We start from the raw sequence: 21,052 nt of genomic DNA on the forward strand, positions 1-21,052 counted from the left end.
CACGCGGCTGGTGATTCGGCGACGAACGGGTGCACGGGGCGCACGGCGCCGCGCGCGGCTAGCCTGGACCGGTGCCCGAGCAGACCGATCCGTCAGACGCGGAAGCGCAGCTCCCCGTCGGCGTCGGTCCGTGGCCGGGCGGCTCGGGCGCCTGGCCCGACGACCCGCGGTACGACCGCGACCTGCTCGCGGGCGGCGACCGCCGCAACGTGATCGACCGCTACCGCTACTGGACGATGGCGGCGATCGTGGCGGACCTCGACGAGAAGCGGCATCCGTTCCACGTCGCGATCGAGAACTGGCAGCACGACATGAACATCGGCTCGATCGTGCGCAGCGCCAACGCGTTCGGGGCGGCCGAGGTGCACATCATCGGCAAACGGCGCTGGAACCGTCGCGGGGCCATGGTGACCGACCGGTACCAGCACGTCCGCCATCACGAGGACGTCGCGGCCTTCGCTGCCTGGGCGGATGCCGCCGGGCTCCCGATCCTCGCGATCGACAACGTCGACGGCTCGGTGCCGGTCGACCGCTCGGACCTGCCCGAGCGGTGCGTCCTCCTGTTCGGCCAGGAGGGGCCGGGGCTGTCGCCCGAGGCGCTCGCCGCGGCATCCGGAGTCGTCGAGATCACCCAGTACGGGTCGACCCGGTCGATCAACGCCTCGGCCGCCGCGGCGGTCGTCATGTACGAGTGGTGCCGGCGCTACGCGTGACGCTCAGGCGATGACCGTCGGGCGGCGCCCGTCGCGCACGACGAAGAACGCCAGCGCGAGCGTCAGGGCGAGCGCCGGGAGCGCGATCACCGCACCCACCAGCAGGAGCATGGCGGCGCCGATGTTCGCGAAGCCGCCCTGCCCCGCGTCGTGCAGGGTGGCCGCCGCGCCGACGGTGAGGATGGCGCCCGCGAGCAGGTAGCCGAGCGTCGCGAGGATGGAGACGACGACGCGGATGCGGTGCAGCCACACCCCCGCGATGCCGGCGACCGTCGCCGTCCCTGCGCCGCCGACGACGATCGCGAGCTCGGTCGTGGTGCTGTCGGATGTAACGAGATAGGTCGCGAGGGCGCCGGCGGCGACGAGCACACCGAGCCCTGAGACCACCACCAGGATCGTTCCGAGCGTCGTCGTGCGGTGCGGCTTCGTCATCTGTCCGGTCCCCCGATCGGTCGCCGCAGCCGAAGGTGCGGGCGTTCCGCCACCGTAGTGTGCGGGTGTCGCCGTCGTCCACACCGTCGGCACCCCCGCCGGTGGTCAGTCCTCGATCGTGAGGGCGACGGTGTAGGTGGCGTCGGTTCGGCCGACGACCAGCAGGGCGAACCCGGGTCGCGCATCGGCGGGGACGGTGACCTCCGTGTCGAGGCGGCCGTCCTCGATCGACGCGGTGCCGAGCGCACGGGATGCGCCGTCCTGGCGCAGCTCGACGGTCACCTCCCGCCAGGGTGCCTCGCCCGAGGGGTCGTTCGGAGTGTCGCTGCAGACGGTCCACCCGGCGCCGGTCACGGCGACGGTCTCGCCGGGCGCCGCCGTCTCGGGTGACACCGTCAGCGTCGGCGCCTCGCACGCCCCTTGCGCCGTGCTCCCTGCCAGGATGCTGCCGCCGCTGCAGCCGGCAAGGGCGACGGCCACGACGGTCGCCACGAGCACCGACCCCCGCCGGCGCATCAGCCGAACATCCCGAACTCCGCGGACCCGTGCCCACCGGTGGCCTGCGCGTCGGCCGCCGCGTCGCCGCCGAACAGCACGCGCGAGATGCCGCGGGTGTCCTCGAGCATCGCGTCGAGCGCCACGGCGAGGTCGTCGTCGGTCACGTCGCGGTCGTCGCTGACGGCGCGCAGCACCGCCCGGCGGATGACCTCCTTGACGAAGGATGCCGTGACCCCCTCGGCGCGCTCGGCGGCCGTCGCGAGCGCCTCGGCCGACAGCGGCAGGCCGCCGCCGTAGACCTGGAACAGCTGCTGCCGCGCCGGCAGGTCGGGCAGCGGGATCTCGAGCGCGAGGTCCACGCGGCCGGGGCGGGCGGCCAGCGCCGGCTCGAGGATCTCGGCCCGGTTCGTGGTGAGGACGAATGCGACATCGGCGTCGCCGTCGAGGCCGTCGAGCGCGTCGAGCACCTCGAACAGCAGCGGCTGCAGACCGAAGTCGCCGCGGTCGGCGGCGACGAGGTCGACGTCCTCGAGCACGACGAGCGCGGGGCTCATCGCCCGGGCGAGCGCCGCCGCCTCGCCGATCAGTCCGAGCGCCGCGCCCTGCAGCAGCACGACCGTCGTGCCCGGCGTCTCGTGGATGAGGTGGCGGATCGTCAGCGTCTTGCCCGTGCCGGGAGGGCCGTACAGCAGCACGCCGCGCTTGAGGTGCTGCCCGCGCGCACGGAGGTCGCCCGCCCTGCCGCCGATGTCGACGACGTGCGCACGGATGCGGTCGAGCAGCCCGTCGGGCAGGATCACCTGATCGGCGGTCACGGTCGGTCGCTCGAGGAACGTCATCTTGCCGATGCCGTGGTGCCCGAACTCGCCGCGCGCGAAGCTCACGACGTTGCCGCGGACGACGCTGAGCTCGGCCATCAGTCGGCGCACCTCCGCGAGCAGGCCCGACGCGACCGCGGGCGACGCCGCCACGACGTCGAGCGTCGCGGTCTCGCGACCCGTCTGCGGGTCGGCCGCGCGCTGCAGGGCGGCCACCGGCATCCCGTCGACACGGAAGAGGCGGAGCGCCGTCGACTTGGTCTGCCGGCTCGTGTCGGGCCCGGTCGGGACCGACACGTACTCGACCGGTCCCGGCTGGATGCGGGCGTAGGGCGACGCGAGCAGGCCGGCGAACTCCTCGTGGCGAAGGTGCCGGCCGCCGCGCAGGCCGAGCACCTCCGCGTCGTCGCCGGCGAGGGCGTCGAGGGCGAGGTCGAGGTCGACGAGCCGGTGCGGCGGAACCGACTCCGACACCATCGGGAGCCCGGTCGGGTCGGCGCCGAGGTGGTCGGCTACCCGCTCGCCGAGCGGGGTCAGTGGGGCGTCCTCGGCCTCCGGCATCCGGTTCAACCGCTGCACCAGGCGGTGCAGGTCCTTCAGGAAGTCGTCGTCGCGCGGGTCCATGCCCGCACTCTAGGGGACGGCGGTGACGTCACACCGCGACGGTCAGCCATTCGGCCCGCCGCACCCGCCAGCCCAGCGTCACGAGGCGCGCGAGCATGTAGACGCCGAAGAAGCAGACCGCGAGCCACGCGAGCCCGCCCGATCCGGCCGGGTGCACGGCGATCAGGATCACCAGCACCGGCAGGTACGGCACGAGGTTCAGGCCGCCGGCGATCGCGAGGTACTTCGCGTCGCCGGCTCCCATGAGCACGCCGTCGAGCACGAAGACCACGCCGCAGATCGGCTGCGCGAGGGCGAGGACCAGGAGCGCCGGCTGGATGAGGGCGGCGAGCTCCGGATCGCCGGTGAACGCGAGACCGATGACCCCCGACAGGCCCGCGATCAGTGCGCCGACGATGACCCCGAACCAGGCGCCCCACGCGACCGTGCGGCCGAGCACGCGGCGCACGAACGGTTCGTCCTTCGCGCCGAGCCCGCGGCCGATCAGCGCCTGCGCCGCGATCGCGAGCGCGTCGAGGGCGAAGGCCGCCGTCGAGAAGATCGTGAACGCGACCTGCCATCCGGCCAGCTCGTCGGTGCCGAGACCCGTCGCGACGCCGACGGTCGCGAGGAGCGCCGCACGCAGCGACACCGTCCGCAGGAACAGCCACCCGCCCGACCGCGCCGACCCCCGCACGCCCTCGCGCTGGGGCAGGACGGATGCCGAGTGCCGCCGCGCGAGGCGTCCGATGACCACGGCGTACGCGGCGACCATGCCCCACTGCGCGGCGACCGTGCCGGCGGCCGACCCCGCGATGCCCCACCCGAACCCGTAGATGAACAGCCAGTTCAGGAGCGCGTTGGCGCCGAACCCGAGGCCCGCGATCCACAGCGGGGTGACCGTGTCCTGCATGCCGCGGAGCAGCCCCGTCGCGGCGAAGACGATGAGCATGGCGGGCAGGCCCCACATCGACAGGGCGAGGTAGGTCACCGCCTGCTCGGCGACGTCGCGCGTCGGACCGAAGAGGTCGACGAGCCACGGCGTCGCGAGCGAGCCGGCGAGGGCGAGCAGCGCCCCGAGCCCGAGGGCGAGCCACAGCCCGTCGATCCCGACGCTGACGGCGCTGCGACTGTCGCCCGCACCGAAGCGCCTCGCGACGGCGGGCGTCGTCGAGTAGGCGAGGAAGATCATCAGTCCGACGATCGTCTGCAGCACGGCGCTCGCGATCCCGAGCCCCGCGAGCGGCACGACACCGAGGTGGCCGATCAGGGCGGCATCCACGATCAGGAACATCGGCTCGGCCACGAGCGCCCCCAGCGCGGGGACGGCCAGGCGCAGGATCTCGCGGTTCAGGGTCTGCGCGGCCATGATTTTCAGCCTAGGGGTGGGCGGCGACGCAGCCCGCCCTCAGCCGGTGCGCGGCTCGTACCGGCGCGGCAGGTGCGTGCGGGCGACGAGGTCGCGGAGCGCCTCGAGCGAGCCGGACACGAGGCCCGCCGCGCGCGCCTGCACGAGGATGTTGCCGAGCGCGGTCGCCTCGACGGGGCCGGCGAGCACCGGCACGCCCGCGCGATCGGCGGTCCGCTGGCACAGCAGTTCGTTCAGCGCGCCGCCGCCGACGACGTGGATGACGCGCACGTCGACTCCGCCGACGCGGCCCGCCGCGTGCGCCACGTCGGCGAACGCCTGCGCGAGCGACTCGACGATGCTGCGGGCGATCTCGGCGCGACTCCGCGGCGCGGCCACGCCGTGCTCGTCGCACCACGCGGCGATGCGCGCGGGCATGTCGCCCGGCGGGAGGAAGCGGGGGTCGTCGACGTCGAAGACCGCGACGGGCTGCCGCACCGCCGCAGCGGCCTCCAGCAGGTCGCCGAGCTCGACGGCCTCGCCCTCGCGCTGCCAACCGCGCACGGTCTCGCTGAGGATCCAGAGCCCCATGACGTTGCGCAGCAGACGGATGCGGCCGTCCACACCGCCCTCGTTCGTGAACCTCGCCTCGCGGGCCGTCTCCGTCAGCACGGGGCGCTCGACCTCGACACCGACGAGGCCCCACGTGCCGCAGGAGATGTAGGCAGCGTCCCGCGACGCCAGGGGCACGGCGACGACGGCGGATGCCGTGTCGTGCGACCCGACGGCCGTGACCGTGGCCTGCGCGCCGAGGGCGTCGGCGACCTCCGCCGACAGGTCGCCGACCGTCTCACCCGGCGAGACGAGCGGTGCGAGCAGACGCGGCGACAGGCCGAGCGCGGCGATCAGGTCGGCATCCCACTCACCCGTGTCGGCGCGGAGCAGCCCCGTCGTCGACGCGTTCGTGCGCTCGGTGCGCGCCTGCCCGGTGAGCCAGAACCCGATCAGGTCGGGGATGAGGAGCGCGTGATCGGCGAGCGCGAGCAGGTCGCGGTCCTCGGCGGCGAGCTGGTACAGCGTGTTGAACGGCAGGAACTGCAGCCCGTTGCGGGCGAACAGCACCTCGTGCGGGTGCGTCCGGTGCACCGCCTCGACGCCGCGCGCGGTGCGCTCGTCGCGATAGTGGAAGGGTTCGCCCAGCAGGCGCGACCTCGCGACGAGGCCGTAGTCGACGGCCCACGAGTCCACGCCGATGCTCGCGACGTTCGCGTCGCCGCGCAGGGCCTCGCGCAGTCCGGCGAGGACCGATCCGTAGAGGCCGAGCAGGTTCCAGTGCAGGCCGTCGGGCAGGCGTACCGGCTCGTTCGCGAAGCGCGCGACGGTGGTCGTCTCGAGAGTGTCGGCGCCGACGCGGCCGACGATCACCCGTCCGCTCGTGGCGCCCAGGTCGACGGCCGCGACCGTCCCCGGTGCGCCGCTCACGAGGACAGTGCCGCGAGCCGTGCGGCGAAGCGAGCGAGGGTGAGGGATGCGGCATCCCCCTCGTCCGGACGGTTCAAGTGCCCGTGGTCGGTGCCCGGTTCGATGACGTGCTCGACTTCGCGGCCGGCGGCGGCCAGGGTGCGCGCGAAGTGCTCGCTCGAGACCCGCAGTTCGTCCACGTCGCCCGCGACGATGAGCGTCGGCGGGAACTCGGCGAGCTCGTCGGCCGTCGCGAGGCCCGGGATCGCGGCCAGCGGAGCGCCCACGACCGATCCGCCGAGGTAGTTCTCGTACATGCCGAGCACGGCGTCGCGGCCGAACCGGTCCGCCTCGGGCTGTGCGTCGAGTGCGGCGCGAAGCGCCTCGTCGGGGTCGGGCTGCTCGGCGAGCAGCGTCGGATAGGCCAGCAGCACGAGCGCCGGCAGCGCGCGGTCGTTCGCGATGAGGCGCAGCACGGCGCCGGCCGCGATGTTGGCTCCGGCGCTCGCCCCGCCGATCGCGAGGCGCGCCGGGTCGACCCCGAGGGTGGCCGCCTCGGCGTGCAGCCAGTCCCACACCGCGAGGGTGTCATCGGATGCCGCGGGGAACCCGGCACGCTCGCGCCCGGGCTCGGCGGCAGGAGGCTCCCACCCGTCCGGCAGGGGCGCGAGACGGTAGTCGACGGAGAGGACCGTGGTCCCGGCATCCGCCAACGTCCGTGCGACGTGATCGGCCTCGGGCATGTCGATGTCGCCGGCGGCGAACCCGCCGCCGTGCAGCCAGACGAGTCCGGGCGTGGGGCGCTCGATCACGCGCGCGGGGTAGACGCGGACGAGTCCGCCGGCGGCGCCGTAGGGGGTGGGGGTGTCGCTCATCGGTCGATCATGCACCCCAGCCGGCCTGCGTGCCGCCGACGCGCTCGGCGGCGATCTTCTGCAGGTGACCGGATGCCGCATACGCGGCCATAGGGTCGGCGGGAAGTCCGCGCGAGGCTCGCCACTCGGCGAGGGCGGGGCGGACATCGGTGTAGAAGGCGTCCATCAGGATGCCGTTGGCTCCGAGGACGTCGTTGGCCTGCTGCGCGGCGTCGAGCGCGGCGCGGTCGACGAGGAGGGCGCGGGCCGTCATCTCCTGGACGTTGAGCACCGAGCGGATCTGGCCGGGGATCTTGTCCTCGATGTTGTGGCACTGGTCGAGCATGAAGGCGACGTCGGGGTTGTTCAGCCCCCCGCCGCGCACGACCTCGACGAGGATGCGGAACAGCTGGAACGGATCGGCGGCGCCCACGATGAGGTCGTCGTCGGCGTAGAAGCGCGAGTTGAAGTCGAACGAGCCGAGCTTTCCGAGGCGCAGCAGCTGCATGACGATGAACTCGATGTTCGTGCCGGGGGCGTGGTGGCCGGTGTCGAGGCAGACCATCGCGCGGTCGCCGAGGGCGGCCACCTGCGCGTACGACGTGCCCCAGTCGGGGACGTCGGTGTGGTAGAACGACGGCTCGAAGAACTTGTACTCGAGTACGAGGCGCTGGTCGTCGTCGAGGCGCGCGTAGATCTGCTGCAGCGAGTCCTGCAGGCGGTCCTGACGGCCGCGCATGTCGTTCTGGCCCGGGTAGTTCGACCCCTCGGCGAGCCAGATCTTGAGGTCGCGCGAGCCCGTCTCGTGCATGATGTCGATGCACTCGAGGTGGTGGTCGATCGCCTTGCGGCGGATGCTTTCGTCGTGGTGGGTCAGCGCGCCGAACTTGTAGTCCTCGTCCTGGAACGTGTTCGAGTTGATCGTGCCCAGCTGCACCCCGAGGTCCTCCGCGTGGCGGCGGAGCGCCGCGTAGTCGTCGACCTTGTCCCACGGGATGTGCAGCGCGACGCTCGGAGCGAGCGCGGTGTAGCGGTTGACCTCGGCGGCATCCGCGATCTTCTCGAACGGGTCGCGCGGGGTGCCGGCCGTCGCGAACACGCGGAACCGGGTCCCGGAGTTGCCGAACGCCCAGCTGGGCAGCTCGATGCCCTGGCCTTCGAGCTGGGTGAGGATCTCGGGGGAGAGCGTGGTCATGACGGGTCGCTTTCTGAAGGGGCGTCGGCGGCGGCCGCCAACTGGTCGTGCAGGTTGAAGACTTCGACGAGCGGTGTCGCCGCTTGGTCGGGACGGCCCTCGAGGCCGACGAAGAAGCGGCTCATCTCCGCCTCCCACCGCGCGGCGACGGGCGAGGCGGCGAGGTAGGCCTGCGCGGCCGTGTCGTCGTCGACCTCGTAGTAGCCGAACAGGCGACCGCCGTCGCCGAGGAAGAGCGAGTAGTTGCGACGACCCGCGGCGGCGATCTCGGCGAGCATCTCGGGCCAGACCGGGGTGTGGCGGGCGACGTACTCGTCGATCAGTGCGGGGTCGATCTGCAGCTGGAAGGCGACGCGGGGCATGTCACTCCTTCGTGAGCGCGGGTCGTTGATCGGGGAAGCGTTCTATGAAACGATTCAAGAATCAGAACAGTAACGTGGGTCCGAAGCATCCGTCAAGGCAGGTCACGTGGCAGTCAGTGTGAAGGACGTCGCTCGCACCGCGGGCGTCTCGGTGGGGACCGTCTCGAACGTCCTCAACCGTCCGGCGAAGGTCGCCCCGGCGACCGTCGAACGCGTGCACGCCGCGATCTCGGAGCTCGGCTTCGTCCGCAACGACGCCGCCCGGCAGCTGCGCGCCGGCCGTAGCCGCACGATCGGGCTGGTCGTGCTGGACTCGGCCAACCCGTTCTTCGCCGAGGTCGCCCGCGGCGCCGAGGAACGCGCCGCCGAGCACGGGGTGATCGTCCTCTTCGGCAGCAGCGGACAGGATGCCGCCCGCGAGAACACGTACCTGGACCTGTTCCGCGAGCAGCGCGTCAACGGCGTGCTGCTGACCCCGATCGCGCTCGACGAGACGCGCGCCGCGATGCTCGAGACCGCCGGGGTGCCCGTCGTGCTCCTCGACGCCGAAGCCGACGGTGACCTGCCCTCGGTGGCCGTCGACGACGTCGAAGGCGGATACCTGGCCGTGCAGCACCTGTTGCAGCAGGGGCGCCGCCGCATCCTGTTCGCCGGGGGCCTGGCATCCGTCCGCCAGGTGGCGGACCGCCTCGACGGTGCCCGACGCGCGCTCGCCGAGGTGCCGGACGCCACGCTCGAGGTCGCTCCGACCGACGAGCTCACGGTGCTCGCGGGGCGGCTCGTCGGCGAGGAGCTCGCCCACCGCGCGGGGGTCGACCGGCCCGACGGCGTGTTCTGCGCCAACGACCTGGTGGCCGTCGGGGTCCTGCAGGGTGCCGGCATCCTCGGATCGCTGCGCGTGCCCGAGGACCTCGCCCTCATCGGCTACGACGACATCGACTTCGCCCAGTCGACGGTCGTGCCGCTCAGCTCGATCCGCCAGCCCGCGCGCGAGATCGGCGCCGCCGCCGTCGACGCGCTGTTCGCCGCGCTGGAGGACCCGGATGCCGCGCCGCAGCGCATCCGCTTCCGCCCCGAGCTCGTCGTCCGGGCCTCGACCGGGGGGTAAGCCTCGGCGGGGCACTGTCGTCGTCGGCGGGCCTGCGGCGGGTCGGGCGGCGGGGCTGAGCTTCGGCGCGCGGCACTGTCCGCGGAGATCGACGCTGTCCGCGGCGTGTCGGGCGGAATCCGAGCGAGTTTCCCCGCGAATCTCCGCGGTTCGTGCCGCAGGGCTGTGGGCGGGATGCCGAGAGGGGCGAGGCGCCGGAGCGCTCGCGCCTGCGTGATCCGGACGTCGGTGAGGCGTCGCGCCGCACCAATCGCGGGGTTTTGGCGCAGCCGGCGGCGTGCGGCGCTGCCTCGGCCGCGTTCCGCTCGGATATCCGCGGTTCGTGCCGCGCGGCTGAGGGGGGATGCGGGCATCCGTTGACACGATTCAACACCGCGCCTAGGCTCGGGGTGCGCACGGGGGAAAGCGCATTCCATCGAGAGTTCAAGGATGAACAGCATGAGAAGACCCGTCCGCACGTCCGTCGTCGCCGCGCTCGCCGCCGCGGCCCTCCTGGTCCCGGCGCAGGCCGCGATCGCCCACCCGGGACACGGTCCCGGCAAGCCGAATCCCGGCGCCTCGCCGCAGCTCGAGAAGCTCGACCGCGGCCTCGTCGCGCTGCCGGGCGAAGGCGGCATCCACCTCACGTGGCGCCTCTTCAAGAACGAGGCGACCGGCGCCTCTGCGACCGGCCTCACCGGCACCGACTTCGTCGTGAAGCGCGACGGCAAGCGCATCGCGACCGTCACCGACTCGACGACCTATGTCGACCCGGACGGCACCGATCGCTCGCGCTACACGGTCTCGCCGCTGCAGGGCAAGCGCGAGGGCAAGCCGTCCGAGAAGGTGACGGTGCAGGGGTCGCCGTTCCTCGACATCCCCCTCACGAAGCCCGCCGACGGCGTTACGCCGGCCGGCGAGGCATACACCTACTCCGCGAACGACGTGTCGGTCGGCGACGTGGACGGCGACGGTGCGTACGAGTACGTCGTCAAGTGGGACCCCTCGAACTCGAAGGACGTCTCGCAGGTCGGCTATACCGGGCCCGTCTACATCGACACGTACGAGCTCGACGGCACGCTGCTGAACCGCATCGACCTCGGTGTGAACATCCGCGCCGGTGCGCACTACACGCAGTTCCTCGTCTACGACTTCGACGGTGACGGCAAGGCCGAGATCATGATGAAGACGGCGCCGGGTACGAAGAGCACGGAGTACAAGAAGGGCAAGGCCAAGAAGGCCGAGTACGTCACGATGCCGAAGGCCGACCGCAAGGCCGGTTACTCACACTCCGACGACTACCGGCTGAGCGCCGAGGACTACGCCTCGCACCTTGCCGATGTCTTCCAGGGCTGGTCGGAGCGGCCCGAGGTCGTCTCGGGCCAGTGGCCCGCGACGCTCGAGGAGGCCTTCGGCACGGAGCCGCGGTACGACTACCCGCTCAGCCGCGCCGACGCGGAGGAGCTCGTCGACTACTTCATCGACGTCTACGCGCCGTCGCGCTCCGCGCGCAACGTGCTGCGCAACTTCGAGGGCTTCATCGTCGACGGTCCCGAGTACCTCACGGTGTTCGAGGGCAAGACCGGCAAGGAGCTCGAGACGGTCCGCTACGAACCGGGTCGCGGTGACGACGGCCTGCTGTGGGGCGACTACGCGATGTCGCGCATCGAGCCCGGCAACCGCGTCGACCGCTTCCTCTCTGGCGTCGCGTACCTCGACGGGAAGCGTCCGTCCGCGGTGTTCGCCCGCGGCTACTACACGCGCTCGACCGTCGCGACGTACGACTGGAACGGCAAGCACCTCGTGAAGCGCTGGTTCGTCGACAGCGGTCACGTGCCGATGACGAACCCGTTCAACGACGGCCCGCACGGGCGCGACGGCACCGACCCGGAGTACGGCACGCTCACCACGCAGGGCTTCCACAGCCTGAGCGCCGCCGACGTCGACGGCGACGGCAAGCAGGAGATCGTCTACGGCTCCGCGACCCTCGACGACGACGGTGGGCTGCTGTACTCCTCGTTCGACACGATGCCCGCGGGCAGCGCGACGCCCGGCGAGAACGTGCGCCTCGGACACGGCGACGCGATGCACGTCGGCGATTTCGACCCGAACCGCCCCGGCAAGGAGATCTTCACCGTGCACGAGGGCGGCGCGTACGCCCCGTACGGGACGGCGATGCGGGATGCCGCGACGGGCGAGGTGCTCTTCGGCGCCTACTCCGGTCGCGACACCGGCCGCGGCATGGTCGGCGACGTCCGCCCCGACGTCTCGGGTGTCGAGGCCTGGTCGAGCATGCCCGCAGGGACGGATGCCTCGGGTCTCCTCTCCGCCGACGGCGACATCCTGCAGCCCACGAACCCCGGCACGAACATGTCGATCCGCTGGGCCGGCGACCTGACGACGCAGATCGTGAACGGCGCGCAGACCGTGACCCCCACGATCGACGACTGGACGCGCGGGACGATGCTCACGGCATCCGGAACCCTCACCAACAACGGCACGAAGGGCAACCCGTCCCTCGTGGCCGACGTGCTGGGGGACTGGCGCGAGGAGCTGCTCGTGCGCACGGCGGACTCGTCGGCGCTGCGTATCTACGTCTCGACGGAGCCGACGGAGCACAAGCTCTACACGCTCATGCACGACCCGCAGTACCGGGCCGAGATCGCGCGTCAGCAGACGACGTACAACCAGCCCGCGTACACGGACTTCTACCTGGCGTCCGACATGTCGTTCGCGGAGGTGCCGCTGCGCTGATCGGTGACGTGAGAAGGGGCGGATGCCGGTGGCATCCGCCCCTTCTTCGTTGCGGGAGCTCCGTCAGCGCGCGCGCACGAGCGCGTTCACGCGCTGCTGCCAGTCGCGCAGCTGCCACATCGGGTGGTGCGGGGCGGCGTTCGAGCAGAGGACGACGCCCCACACGCCGCGGTCCAGTGCGGTGCGGATGCCGTGTTCCGCCAGCTCGCGACCGGTCGCCGACTCCTCGAACCCGCCGTGCAGCGGCGTGTAGCCGACCCAGCCCTCGCCGACCAGCGCCGGCACACCCTGCCAGCGCGCCCACTCCGCGATCGCGATGACGCGGGACTCGATCTCGCGCCGCATCACCTCGGCGTATCGGGGATACTCGGCGTCGAGCCACGCGTCCCAGGCGGTGGCATCCACCCAGTCGTAGCCGTAGATCATCTGGTCGGTGACGACCGTCGCGCGCAGCTTCCACTCGGCGGGGCGACCGTACTCCGCGGGCGTGGGGGCGTCGGCGCGCAGCAGGGCGCGCAATCCGGCGTTCGGGAAGTCGTCGCTGCCCTCCGAGCGGATGTCGATGCGCTTCTGCAGCTCGTCGAGCACACCATAGCTGTAGACATGGCATTGCGCGGCGCCGAGCCCGGCGGGCAGCTGATGCATCGCCAGGTGAGGAGGCTTGCCGATGCTCGCCGTGACGATCAGGTCCGGATGCCGCGCCCGCAGCCGTTCCACCTCGGTCGCCCCGCCGTCGGTCACCGCGGGCACGATCGAGAAGTCGACCTCGTTGTGGATCTCGACGAGGGCGACGAGGTCGCGCGCGTCTTGCTCGTCGATCCAGGCGAGCATCCGGTCCCACGCGTCCGCGAGCACACGGTAGCGATCCTCGAACGGCACGGCGTCGATCGCCTCGAACCACCGAGGCGACGCGGCGAAGGCGCAGGACTGCTGGTACTCCCAGCTCGACAGGATCAGGACGAGCCCGTGCCGCCGCGCGGCGACAAGAAGCGCGGCGAGATGTGCATGCACGTCGATCGTGTAGCCGCCGGGGGTGTCGTACCAGCGCGTCCGCTGCCCGTAGTACCCGCCGGATGCCGCGGCTCCGAGCCCCTCTATCGAGAGGTTGCGGGCGAGGTCGTCGAGTCCGAGGTCGCCGAACAGCAGCAGGGGAGCGGCGCAGATGCGGATCGCGTTGTAGCCCAGCGCTGCGGCGTCGGCGCACGCGACATCCAGGTCGGCGTACACGTCGCCTTCGCCGGCGCGGGTGTACCAGGAGAAGTCCCACAGCGTGATCGCGAGGCGATCGGGCAGATGCGCGGGGATCGGTCCGGTCGGTCCGTACGGGGTCTCGGGCAGGTTCCCCGACCCCAGGTAGCGATCCGTCATGACGTCATCCTCTCGTTCGCTGTGGCACGGCCGGCGGCTGCCAGGTCGCGCAGGTGCGCCGCCTCGGCCCGCCGGCGTTCGGCGGTGTCGAGATCGAACACGAGCAGCTCCGGAAGCGACGTCGCGAAGTAGTCGACCTCGTCGGGCGCGGCTTCGAGCCGCGCCGCCCGCGCGTCAAGCGCCGACCACACCGCGTCCGCGGCGGCCCCGTCGCCGAGGCGGGCGTGCGCGATCCCGATCCAGAACGTCGCCTCATCGGCGGGCCGAGGTGCGACCGCGAGCGGTGTCGTCGCGCACGCCCGCTCCCATGCCGAGCGGGCGGCCGCCTCGTCCCCGGCGAGCAGGTGCGCGTCGCCGAGCGCGACGAAGCGCTCCGCCTGCGGGACGGCGGGATGCCGCCCCTCGCCCAGATTCGCCGGAGCGTCGATCCCTCCGGTCAGCAGCGCCACGGCGGCATCCGGTCGTCCGTCGTCGCAGGCCCGGCGCGCGAGCAGGCACGCGGCGCGGTCGTAGGCGGCGATCACGACACCCTCGCCGCCCTCGAAGGGGCGGAAGGCGCGCGTCGTGAGGATCCGCCACGCGTCGTCGAGCCGTCCCGCGTCCAGCAGCAGGCTGATGCGAGCGACGGCGAGGTCGTCGCGGGCGTCGAGCGCGGCGGGATGGCGTTCGAGCAGCGCGAGGCGGGTGGCGGCATCCGTCCCCGTCAGCTGCGCGAGCAGATCGCGCTCGAGCACGAGACGCGGATCGGCGCGACGGGCGAGTGCGTCCTCGTACAGGGCGACGGCGTCGTCGGGGCTGCCGCCGGCGCGGACGGTCGCGAGGGCGAGGTTCCGCAGCGCGACGGGGTCCTCGCTGCCGAGCTCCCGCGCCCCCAGGAGCGTCGCCCGGGCGTCCGCGTCCCGCCCGGCATCGAGCAGCCAGGCGCCGAGCATCCCCGCGGCGGCGGCCGAACCAGCGGCGGCGCCGGCGACCAGGGCGTCGTGCTGGTCGAGCCCGGCGGGGAACGCACCGCCGAGACCGAGGGCGTCGGCTGCCGCGCGCTCGGCGACGGCAAGGTCCGTGAGCCCCGCGGCATCCGCCCATGCAGCACGGACGACGCGGCGGACCGGCTCGAGACGGCCGAAGCCCGCGACGCCGCCCGCCGCTGTCGCCGTCGCCGCGAGCGCGGCGTCGAACTCGCCCGAGCGCGCGAACTCGGCGCCCGCGTCGAGCGCCGCGCGCGGATCGGCAGGTGGCTCCCCGCCCGCGAGGAGGACCGTGAGCGGGTCGAGCGGGTCGGCGGCGACGAGGGCCTGCAGCAGCGCCGTCGCCTCGTCCGCGCGGCCGAGCCGCCGCAGCGCGAGCACCCGCAGTCGACGTGCCTCGGGGATCGCCCCGGCGGCATCCGCGAGGCGCAGCGCGTCCGCCGGTCGTCCCCCACCGAGCGCCAGTCGAGCACGGGCGAGGGATGCCGGAGCCGCCCAAGCCGCGTTCCACGCCGCGCGCGCGAATCGCCGGTCGGCGTCGGTGCGCTCGCCGAGACGCTCGAGCGCGAGCCCGAGCAGGTAGAGCGCCTCGCCGTCGCGCGGGTTGAGGTTGCGACGGGTCTCGCGCGCGACGGCCGCCTCGAGGTGCTCGCGCGCCGCCTCGTATTCCGCCCGCGCGAGGTGCCACGCACCGAGCATCGTATGGGCGCGCGCGTCGCCGGGATCGCGGCGCAGCGCCTCGCGCAGGTAGGGGAGGGGAGACCGGGTCGGATGCCGGTACTGCAGCAGATGCGTCGCGGTGAGCAGCAGCTCGTCGGCGCCCGCGATGTGCTCCGGTGGCTCGGGCGCCGTGGCGGCCCACGGCTCGCCGGCGTCGGTGTCGCGACGGACCCAGCGCACGAGCTCTTCGTCCCCTGCGACCACCGAGACCGCCCGGGCGGTGCCGGCGACCTCGACCACCGCGGGCGCGTCGGGCCCGATCGACACGTCGACGCTCTCACGACCGCCGCCCTCGACCTCGACCTCGACGCGAGCCGCTCCGTGCGCGCGCGTGGCGAGGACGCCGATGCGCGAGCGGTCGCCCTCGATCGTGACCGAGACCGCGGCATCCGTCGTCGCCTGTCGCACCGGACCGATCGCGTGGATCGGGTACCAGTGCTGGGTGAACGCCTTCGTCTCGCCGGGCAGGAGCCACGCGAAGTCGGGCTGGTTGTCGGTGTAGACGCCGGCCATGAGTTCGACGTACGGGCCGTCGGTGTCGGTGAGCTGGTCGTCCCAGGCGCGGCCGACGGGGCCGTCGCCCCACGTCCACTGTTTCTTGCCGGGCGAGATCGCCGAGTCGGCCCAGTGGACGAAGCCGGCGTCGGCGGCGTGGTCGTAGCCGCCGAAGAAGCCGTCCTCGGTGTCGGTGATCATGTACGAGGTCGGCACCGGGATGTTGCTGTAGACGTCGATGCGGTCCGCTTGCGCTCGCTCGGCGGCGAGGGCGGGGTAGTCGACGCCGTAATAGGGCCGGTCCGCGCGGGGGAACGCGGTGATCGCGCGACGGGCGTGGTCGGCGACGTAGCGGACGTCGTCGGGGAAGAACGACTGGTACCGCTCGTGCGACCGGGCGGCGACGTTCGCCCACCACAGGAACGTCTGCGGCACGTCGGTGCGGTTGTGCAGGCGCACGTCGAGCTCGACGCGCGACGATCCCGGGCGCAGCCGCACGCCGTGGACGCCCCGCATGCGCTGCAGTGGGTCGAGATCGCTGTGCCAGACGACCGCGGCGCCGTCGTCCTCTCGCTCGATGCGGCTGTCGACGGGCAGGAACGTCGCCGGCCGGTGGTGCTGCGGCCAATTCAACTCGACGCCGCCCGAGATCCACGGGCCGGCGAGACCGACGAGCGCGGGCTTGATGACGTTGTTGCGGTAGAAGAAGTCGTAGCCGGCGACCTTGTCGTAGCCGGTGTGGATGCGGCCGCCGAGCTCGGGCAGCAGCATGAGCCTCACGTACGCGTTCTCGAGGTGGATCGCCCGCCACGCGCGGGGCTGCTTCTCGTGCGAGATCGACTCGACCATCGGCAGCGGGTAGACCCGCCCGCTCGAGCCCTGGTAGACGCGGCGGTCGAGGAAGGCCGGGTAGGGGTCGGGGTCGCCCGGCTCGTACGTGTCGATGATGACGTCCTCGGCCCAGCACGCCACGCCGCCGGCCTCGAGCAGCGCCCGCTGGTCGGCGGGGGCGTCGGGAAGATGGATGCGGCTGGGCGCGGCGGCGTCGTCGGTCACGGTGCGAATCTACGTCCCGGTCGCGCGGCGGGCCATGGCCGATCACGGCACGGACATGGACGATCCGACGATCAGCTGCGCCATGATGGGGACATGGAGCGCGCGGACGGTTTCGAGCATCAGCGACTCAGTGTCGTGCCCCGCCCCCTCGTCGAGGCCGCCCTGTCGCGCCCCGTCACCCGGCGCATCGTCGTGACCGATGCGGGCTACTTCCCCCGGGCATCGGAGCACGGGCGGCACCGGCCAGCCGGGGCCGCCGAGACGATCGTGATCGTCTGCGTCGCGGGATCGGGCTGGGTCGAGACCGATGGCCAGCGGATGCGGGTGGGCACCGCCACCGCGATCGTGCTGCCGGGCGGCATCCCTCATTCCTATGGTGCCGACAGGGACGATCCCTGGACGATCTGGTGGTGTCACGTCCGCGGGACGGACGTCGGCGACCTGCTGGAGGCGGCCGGGGTGACGGCGGAGAGGGTGACGCTGTCGCTCCGCGGTGTGGAGCGGGTCACGGCGCTGCTGGACGAGATCTCGACGTCGCTCGCGCGCGACACCACGCCGGCGCGGCTGATCGCGGCATCCGGGATGGCGTGGCGTCTGTTCACGCAACTCGCCGTCGATCGGCTGCTGCCCGAGCACGGCACCCCGCTCGAGCGCGCCCTGCGCTACCTCGAGGAGCGTGTCGACGGGAACGTCCACGTCGGGGAACTCGCCGCGATGGTCGGCGTCTCGCCCTCGCACCTCGCCGCCCTCTTCCGCGACGCGACCGGCGGCGGCGTGATCGCGCACCACCTCGCCCTGAAGATGGCGCGCGCGCGTCATCTGCTGGACACGACGGATCTGCCGGTGGCCGAGGTGGGGCGCCGCGTCGGTATCGACGACCCGTTCTACTTCTCGCGGCGGTTCCGCCTCACCCACGGCGTCGCGCCGAGCGCGTACCGCGAGCAGCGGAAGGGATGAGCGGGGTCAGCCCTTCGTGGCGCCGGCGGTGACCCCGTCCACATCCGCCTGCTCATGCTGCAGCTGTTCCGCCGCAGGGCTCGTCGACCACACCCGGTCGAGCCGTCCGTCGCGCGTCGTGTACACACCGATTCCCGGGACGCCCCAGTTGGCGAGGACGGCGCTGGTCTCGTCCCCGTCGGAGGAGACGGTGGTGGTCGAGCCGACGGAGCCGACCGTGAGGGTCAGGTCGCCGTCGAGCGCGATCGTGGACCCGACGAGATCGCAACCGGGTTCACCGACGGCGGCGAGGTCCTCGATCGCGATCGTGGTGACCGGACAGGCGTCGAGGTCGTCGCCCCCGGCCGGGACCGGCACGCCCCGTCCGCCCGTGCAGCCGACGAGGACGAGAGCGAGTCCGACCGAGGCGGATGCCGAAAGCAGAGGACGGGCAGGCACCGCCTCAGGTTATCGGGGCGATCCGAACCGATCTCGTCAACTCTCCGACCGGCCGCGCACGCGACTCGGCATCCGGACGGGCTGTTGCGTGCCGGCATCCGCCCCGTGCTCGGTCTCGAAGGCCGCGACGGCTGCCCGGTGCTTCGCGAGCTGCCGGAAACCCACAGCCATCCATCCGATCGTGAGCCCCAGGAACGCGAAGCCCGAGATGTCGGAGGGGTCGGCGGCGAGCAGCAGAACGGAGAGGACGAGCCAGAACGCCCCGCCGATCAGCAGGAAGCGCCCCCACGTCCGCGTGCGGTCGATCCGCATGCGCTGGAGGATGAGTGACTCCATGAGGCCGATCGTGCCACCTGCCGCGTCTCGCGTCGAGGGGCTCGCACCCCCCCCGACCGTCCACATCATGTGCTCGCAACGAGAGCACAGGTCGTGAACCGTTCATATCGTGTGGTCTCGGCGAGATCACATGATGTGGACAGGATGCCGGGTGGCCCCGCACGCGAAAGCGCGCCCCCGCGCCCGTCAGCGCCCCGCGACCACCGCGTTGTCGAGCGCGTCGAGGTCGACGCCGGGGCGCGAGACGGCGTTGGTGAGCAGCACCCAGGTGACGCCCGCACCGGGGTGCACCCAGAACTCGGTGCCGGCCCAGCCGCCGTGGCCGTAGACGTCCCGGTCGATGAGGCCGGGCGCGCGCGTGCGGAGGTTCCAGGCGAAGCCCCAGTCCTGCCCGCTCTCGGCGGGGTACGGCTCCAGCCGCGGGATGTCGCCCGTCAGCGGGCGGCGCATCATCGCCAGCGTCGCCGGCTGCAGGATGCGGCCGGTCGCCCCGCCCTCGATGCGCAGCAGCTCGGATCCCAGCCGCAGCAGGTCCTCCGCGCGGCCGACCATGCCCGCGCCCGGATGCCGCAGAGCGGCGAACCGCGCCATGTCGACACCCGACGCCTCCGCGTCGACGACCTCGATCGAGCGCGTGTGGTCGAGGCTGAGCCCGTCGGCGCCGATCTCGCCGGCCCACTGCGCCACGGCATCCGCCCACCCCTGCCCGGTCGCGTGCTCGACGAGCGCGGCGATGCCCTCGAACGCGAGCGACGAGTACCGTGAGGCGCTGCCCGCGACGAAGTCCCGTCCCCGCGTGACGAGCTCGGTCCGCAGCGGCGTCACCGGGTCGAGGGGCGGCTCGGCGATGCCCGCGGTGTGCGACACGAGGTGCCGCAGCAGCACGGTGTCGTCGCGCCCCGAGCCGAACTCCGGCACGGCGGCCCGAAGCGGCGTCTCGGTCGTCAGCAGCCCGCGCTCGATCGCCCGCGCAGCCGCGATCCCGAGCAGCGGCTTGGTGATCGAGAAGAGCGGGTACCGAGCGGATGCCGCGGCCCCGAACCCCTCCAGCGAAACCGTCCCGTCGGCCGTGGCCACGCCGAGCACGGCCGACGGCAGACGGCCCGCCTCGACGTGCCCGCGGACGAGGTCGAACGCCGCGCTCATGCGGTGGGCACCTGCAGCACGCCGTTGCGGCGGTGCGGCAGTCGCGCCAGCGAGGCGTCGCGCAGCGGCTCGGGCAGCAGTGCCTCGGGCGCGTCCTGGAACACGACCGGGCGCAGGAACCGGCGGATCGCGGTCGCGCCGACAGAGGTGTGCAGCGACGTCGTCGCGGGCCACGGCCCGCCGTGCTGCTGCGACCACGTCACCGCGACGCCCGTCGGCCAGCCCGCGAAGAGCACCCGACCGGCGCGCAGCTGCAGCAGCTCGAGCACCTCGGCGACGTCCTCGCCCGCCTCGCTGTGCAGCGTTGCGGTGAGACTGCCCGGCACCGCGTGCAGCGCGCGGAGCAGCTCGGCCTCGTCGCCGTAGCGGACGAGCAGGGTCACGGGTCCGAAGACCTCGGCGAGCAGGGTTTCCGCCCGCTCGGCGACGGCGGCGGCATCCGTCGTCAACACCACGGGACGCGCGCCGTCGGGCGTCTCAGCACCGTGGGCGAGCACCTCGACCGACGCGTCGGCCTCGAGGTCGCGGATGCCGTCGGGGAACGCGGTCGTGATGCGATCGGTCAGCAGCGGTCCACCGGCCGTGCCGGCGACGGCGTCGGCCACGAGCTGCTCGATGCCGGTATCCCGCGGGATGAAGACGACTCCCGGCTTCGTGCAGAACTGGCCGGCTCCCAGGGTGAACGAGCCGACGAGGCCCGACGCGAGCGCGTCGCCGCGAGCCGCTGCCGCATCGGTCGTGACGACGACCGGGTTCACACTGCCGAGCTCGCCGTAGAACGGGATCGGGTCGGGCCGTCCGCTCGCCAGGTCGAACAGCGCGCGTCCGCCCGAGAGCGACCCGGTGAAGCCGGCGGCCTGGATGACGGGGTGCTGCACGAGCGCGTTCCCCGCCTCGCGGCCCTCGATCAGGGCGAGCGATCCGTCGGGCGCGCCGGTCGCGGCGAGCGCCTCGATCGCGATCGCGGCGGTGCGCTCCGACAGCTCGGGGTGGCCTGAGTGCGCCTTCACGATGACGGGGTTGCCGGCCGCGAGGGCCGAGGCCGTGTCGCCGCCGCAGACCGAGAACGCGAACGGGAAGTTGGATGCCGAGAACACGGCGACCGGGCCGACACCGACCAGCAGACGACGCAGCTCGGGGCGGGGTGGGGTGGCGGCGGCATCCGCGTCGTCGACCGTCAGCTCGAGGTACGAACCCTCGCGGACGACCGAGGCGAACAGGCGCAGCTGACCGGTCGTGCGCCCGACCTCGCCGCGCAGGCGCACGGCGCCGAGGCGGGTCTCGCGGTCGGCGATCGCGACGAGCTCGTCGGCGTTCGCGTCGAGCGCGTCGGCGATCGCGCTCAGCCAGCGGGCGCGGTCGTCGGCGGACGAGGTGCGCCAGATCGGGGCGGCGGCCGCGGCGGCGTCGGTGAGGCGGGTGAGCTCTTCGGGAGACGTGGTCATC

18 protein-coding genes are annotated in these 21,052 nt (G+C 72.8%); 4 read left to right on the top strand and 14 right to left on the bottom strand.

Annotated features, from left to right (window positions below):
* Window positions 1–71: 71 nt before the first annotated feature.
* The gene (locus tag Q9S71_RS06420) at window positions 72–713 is read left to right on the top strand and encodes a TrmH family RNA methyltransferase (RefSeq protein WP_311861257.1); all 642 of its coding nucleotides are present in this window, start codon (window positions 72–74) and stop codon (window positions 711–713) included.
* Window positions 714–716: 3 nt separating this feature from the next.
* Here the strand turns inward: Q9S71_RS06420 and Q9S71_RS06425 are convergent, their stop codons facing one another.
* The 8 genes from Q9S71_RS06425 to Q9S71_RS06460 all read right to left on the bottom strand — a co-directional run bounded on the left by Q9S71_RS06425 (window position 717) and on the right by Q9S71_RS06460 (window position 8,284).
* A complete protein-coding gene (locus tag Q9S71_RS06425) occupies window positions 717–1,145 on the bottom strand; it encodes a hypothetical protein (RefSeq protein ID WP_311861259.1) in 429 nt (142 codons plus the stop codon).
* Window positions 1,146–1,250: 105 nt separating this feature from the next.
* A complete protein-coding gene (locus Q9S71_RS06430) occupies window positions 1,251–1,661 on the bottom strand; it encodes a hypothetical protein (protein ID WP_311861261.1) in 411 nt (136 codons plus the stop codon).
* Window positions 1,661–3,085 carry an AAA family ATPase gene (locus tag Q9S71_RS06435; protein ID WP_311861263.1) on the bottom strand — a complete coding sequence of 475 codons (1,425 nt, stop codon included), beginning with the start codon at window positions 3,083–3,085 and terminating at the stop codon, window positions 1,661–1,663. The genes Q9S71_RS06430 and Q9S71_RS06435 overlap by 1 nt, the downstream gene beginning before the upstream one ends.
* A 28-nt stretch (window positions 3,086–3,113) precedes the next feature.
* Window positions 3,114–4,433 carry an MATE family efflux transporter gene (locus tag Q9S71_RS06440; RefSeq protein WP_253035821.1) on the bottom strand — a complete coding sequence of 440 codons (1,320 nt, stop codon included), beginning with the start codon at window positions 4,431–4,433 and terminating at the stop codon, window positions 3,114–3,116.
* A gap of 39 nt (window positions 4,434–4,472) precedes the next feature.
* Entirely contained in the window at window positions 4,473–5,894 is a 1,422-nt protein-coding gene (locus tag Q9S71_RS06445; protein ID WP_311861265.1) for a rhamnulokinase, read from the bottom strand.
* Window positions 5,891–6,748 (bottom strand): alpha/beta hydrolase fold domain-containing protein, encoded by an 858-nt coding sequence (locus Q9S71_RS06450; RefSeq protein WP_311861267.1) that lies wholly within the window; start codon window positions 6,746–6,748, stop codon window positions 5,891–5,893. The genes Q9S71_RS06445 and Q9S71_RS06450 overlap by 4 nt, the downstream gene beginning before the upstream one ends.
* Before the next feature lie 7 nt (window positions 6,749–6,755).
* Complete coding sequence (rhaI, locus tag Q9S71_RS06455) at window positions 6,756–7,922, bottom strand: L-rhamnose isomerase (RefSeq protein WP_311861269.1); 1,167 nt, start codon at window positions 7,920–7,922, stop codon at window positions 6,756–6,758.
* The gene (locus Q9S71_RS06460) at window positions 7,919–8,284 is read right to left on the bottom strand and encodes an L-rhamnose mutarotase (protein WP_311861271.1); all 366 of its coding nucleotides are present in this window, start codon (window positions 8,282–8,284) and stop codon (window positions 7,919–7,921) included. The genes rhaI and Q9S71_RS06460 overlap by 4 nt, the downstream gene beginning before the upstream one ends.
* A gap of 106 nt (window positions 8,285–8,390) precedes the next feature.
* Between Q9S71_RS06460 and Q9S71_RS06465 the strand changes: the two genes are divergently transcribed.
* Together Q9S71_RS06465 and Q9S71_RS06470 are read left to right on the top strand one after the other, a co-directional pair.
* The gene (locus tag Q9S71_RS06465) at window positions 8,391–9,392 is read left to right on the top strand and encodes a LacI family DNA-binding transcriptional regulator (protein ID WP_311861273.1); all 1,002 of its coding nucleotides are present in this window, start codon (window positions 8,391–8,393) and stop codon (window positions 9,390–9,392) included.
* 429 nt (window positions 9,393–9,821) lie between these two features.
* Window positions 9,822–12,125, top strand: a complete 2,304-nt coding sequence (locus Q9S71_RS06470) for a rhamnogalacturonan lyase (protein WP_311861276.1) — start codon at window positions 9,822–9,824, stop codon at window positions 12,123–12,125.
* A 63-nt stretch (window positions 12,126–12,188) separates the two neighbouring features.
* Here the strand turns inward: Q9S71_RS06470 and Q9S71_RS06475 are convergent, their stop codons facing one another.
* Both Q9S71_RS06475 and Q9S71_RS06480 read right to left on the bottom strand, forming a co-directional pair.
* Window positions 12,189–13,493 carry a cellulase-like family protein gene (locus Q9S71_RS06475; protein WP_311861278.1) on the bottom strand — a complete coding sequence of 435 codons (1,305 nt, stop codon included), beginning with the start codon at window positions 13,491–13,493 and terminating at the stop codon, window positions 12,189–12,191.
* Window positions 13,490–16,729 carry a DUF5107 domain-containing protein gene (locus tag Q9S71_RS06480; protein ID WP_311861280.1) on the bottom strand — a complete coding sequence of 1,080 codons (3,240 nt, stop codon included), beginning with the start codon at window positions 16,727–16,729 and terminating at the stop codon, window positions 13,490–13,492. Before Q9S71_RS06480 ends, Q9S71_RS06475 begins: the two co-directional genes overlap by 4 nt.
* Before the next feature lie 93 nt (window positions 16,730–16,822).
* Here Q9S71_RS06480 and Q9S71_RS06485 point away from each other — a divergent pair, with 93 nt between their 5' ends.
* A complete protein-coding gene (locus tag Q9S71_RS06485) occupies window positions 16,823–17,686 on the top strand; it encodes an AraC family transcriptional regulator (RefSeq protein ID WP_311861282.1) in 864 nt (287 codons plus the stop codon).
* Between the two features lie 6 nt (window positions 17,687–17,692).
* Here the strand turns inward: Q9S71_RS06485 and Q9S71_RS06490 are convergent, their stop codons facing one another.
* From Q9S71_RS06490 to Q9S71_RS06505, 4 genes are all read right to left on the bottom strand, one after another.
* Window positions 17,693–18,124, bottom strand: a complete 432-nt coding sequence (locus Q9S71_RS06490; protein WP_311861284.1) for a hypothetical protein — start codon at window positions 18,122–18,124, stop codon at window positions 17,693–17,695.
* Between the two features lie 36 nt (window positions 18,125–18,160).
* Window positions 18,161–18,460, bottom strand: coding sequence for a hypothetical protein (locus Q9S71_RS06495; protein WP_311861286.1), 300 nt, complete (start codon window positions 18,458–18,460; stop codon window positions 18,161–18,163).
* 186 nt (window positions 18,461–18,646) lie between these two features.
* Window positions 18,647–19,606 (bottom strand): serine hydrolase domain-containing protein, encoded by a 960-nt coding sequence (locus tag Q9S71_RS06500; RefSeq protein ID WP_311861288.1) that lies wholly within the window; start codon window positions 19,604–19,606, stop codon window positions 18,647–18,649.
* Complete coding sequence (locus Q9S71_RS06505; RefSeq protein ID WP_311861290.1) at window positions 19,603–21,051, bottom strand: aldehyde dehydrogenase (NADP(+)); 1,449 nt, start codon at window positions 21,049–21,051, stop codon at window positions 19,603–19,605. Before Q9S71_RS06505 ends, Q9S71_RS06500 begins: the two co-directional genes overlap by 4 nt.
* Window position 21,052: the final 1 nt, after the last annotated feature.

The organism is Microbacterium gawkjiense (assembly GCF_031932225.1).
Classification (GTDB): Bacteria; Actinomycetota; Actinomycetes; order Actinomycetales; family Microbacteriaceae; genus Microbacterium; species Microbacterium gawkjiense.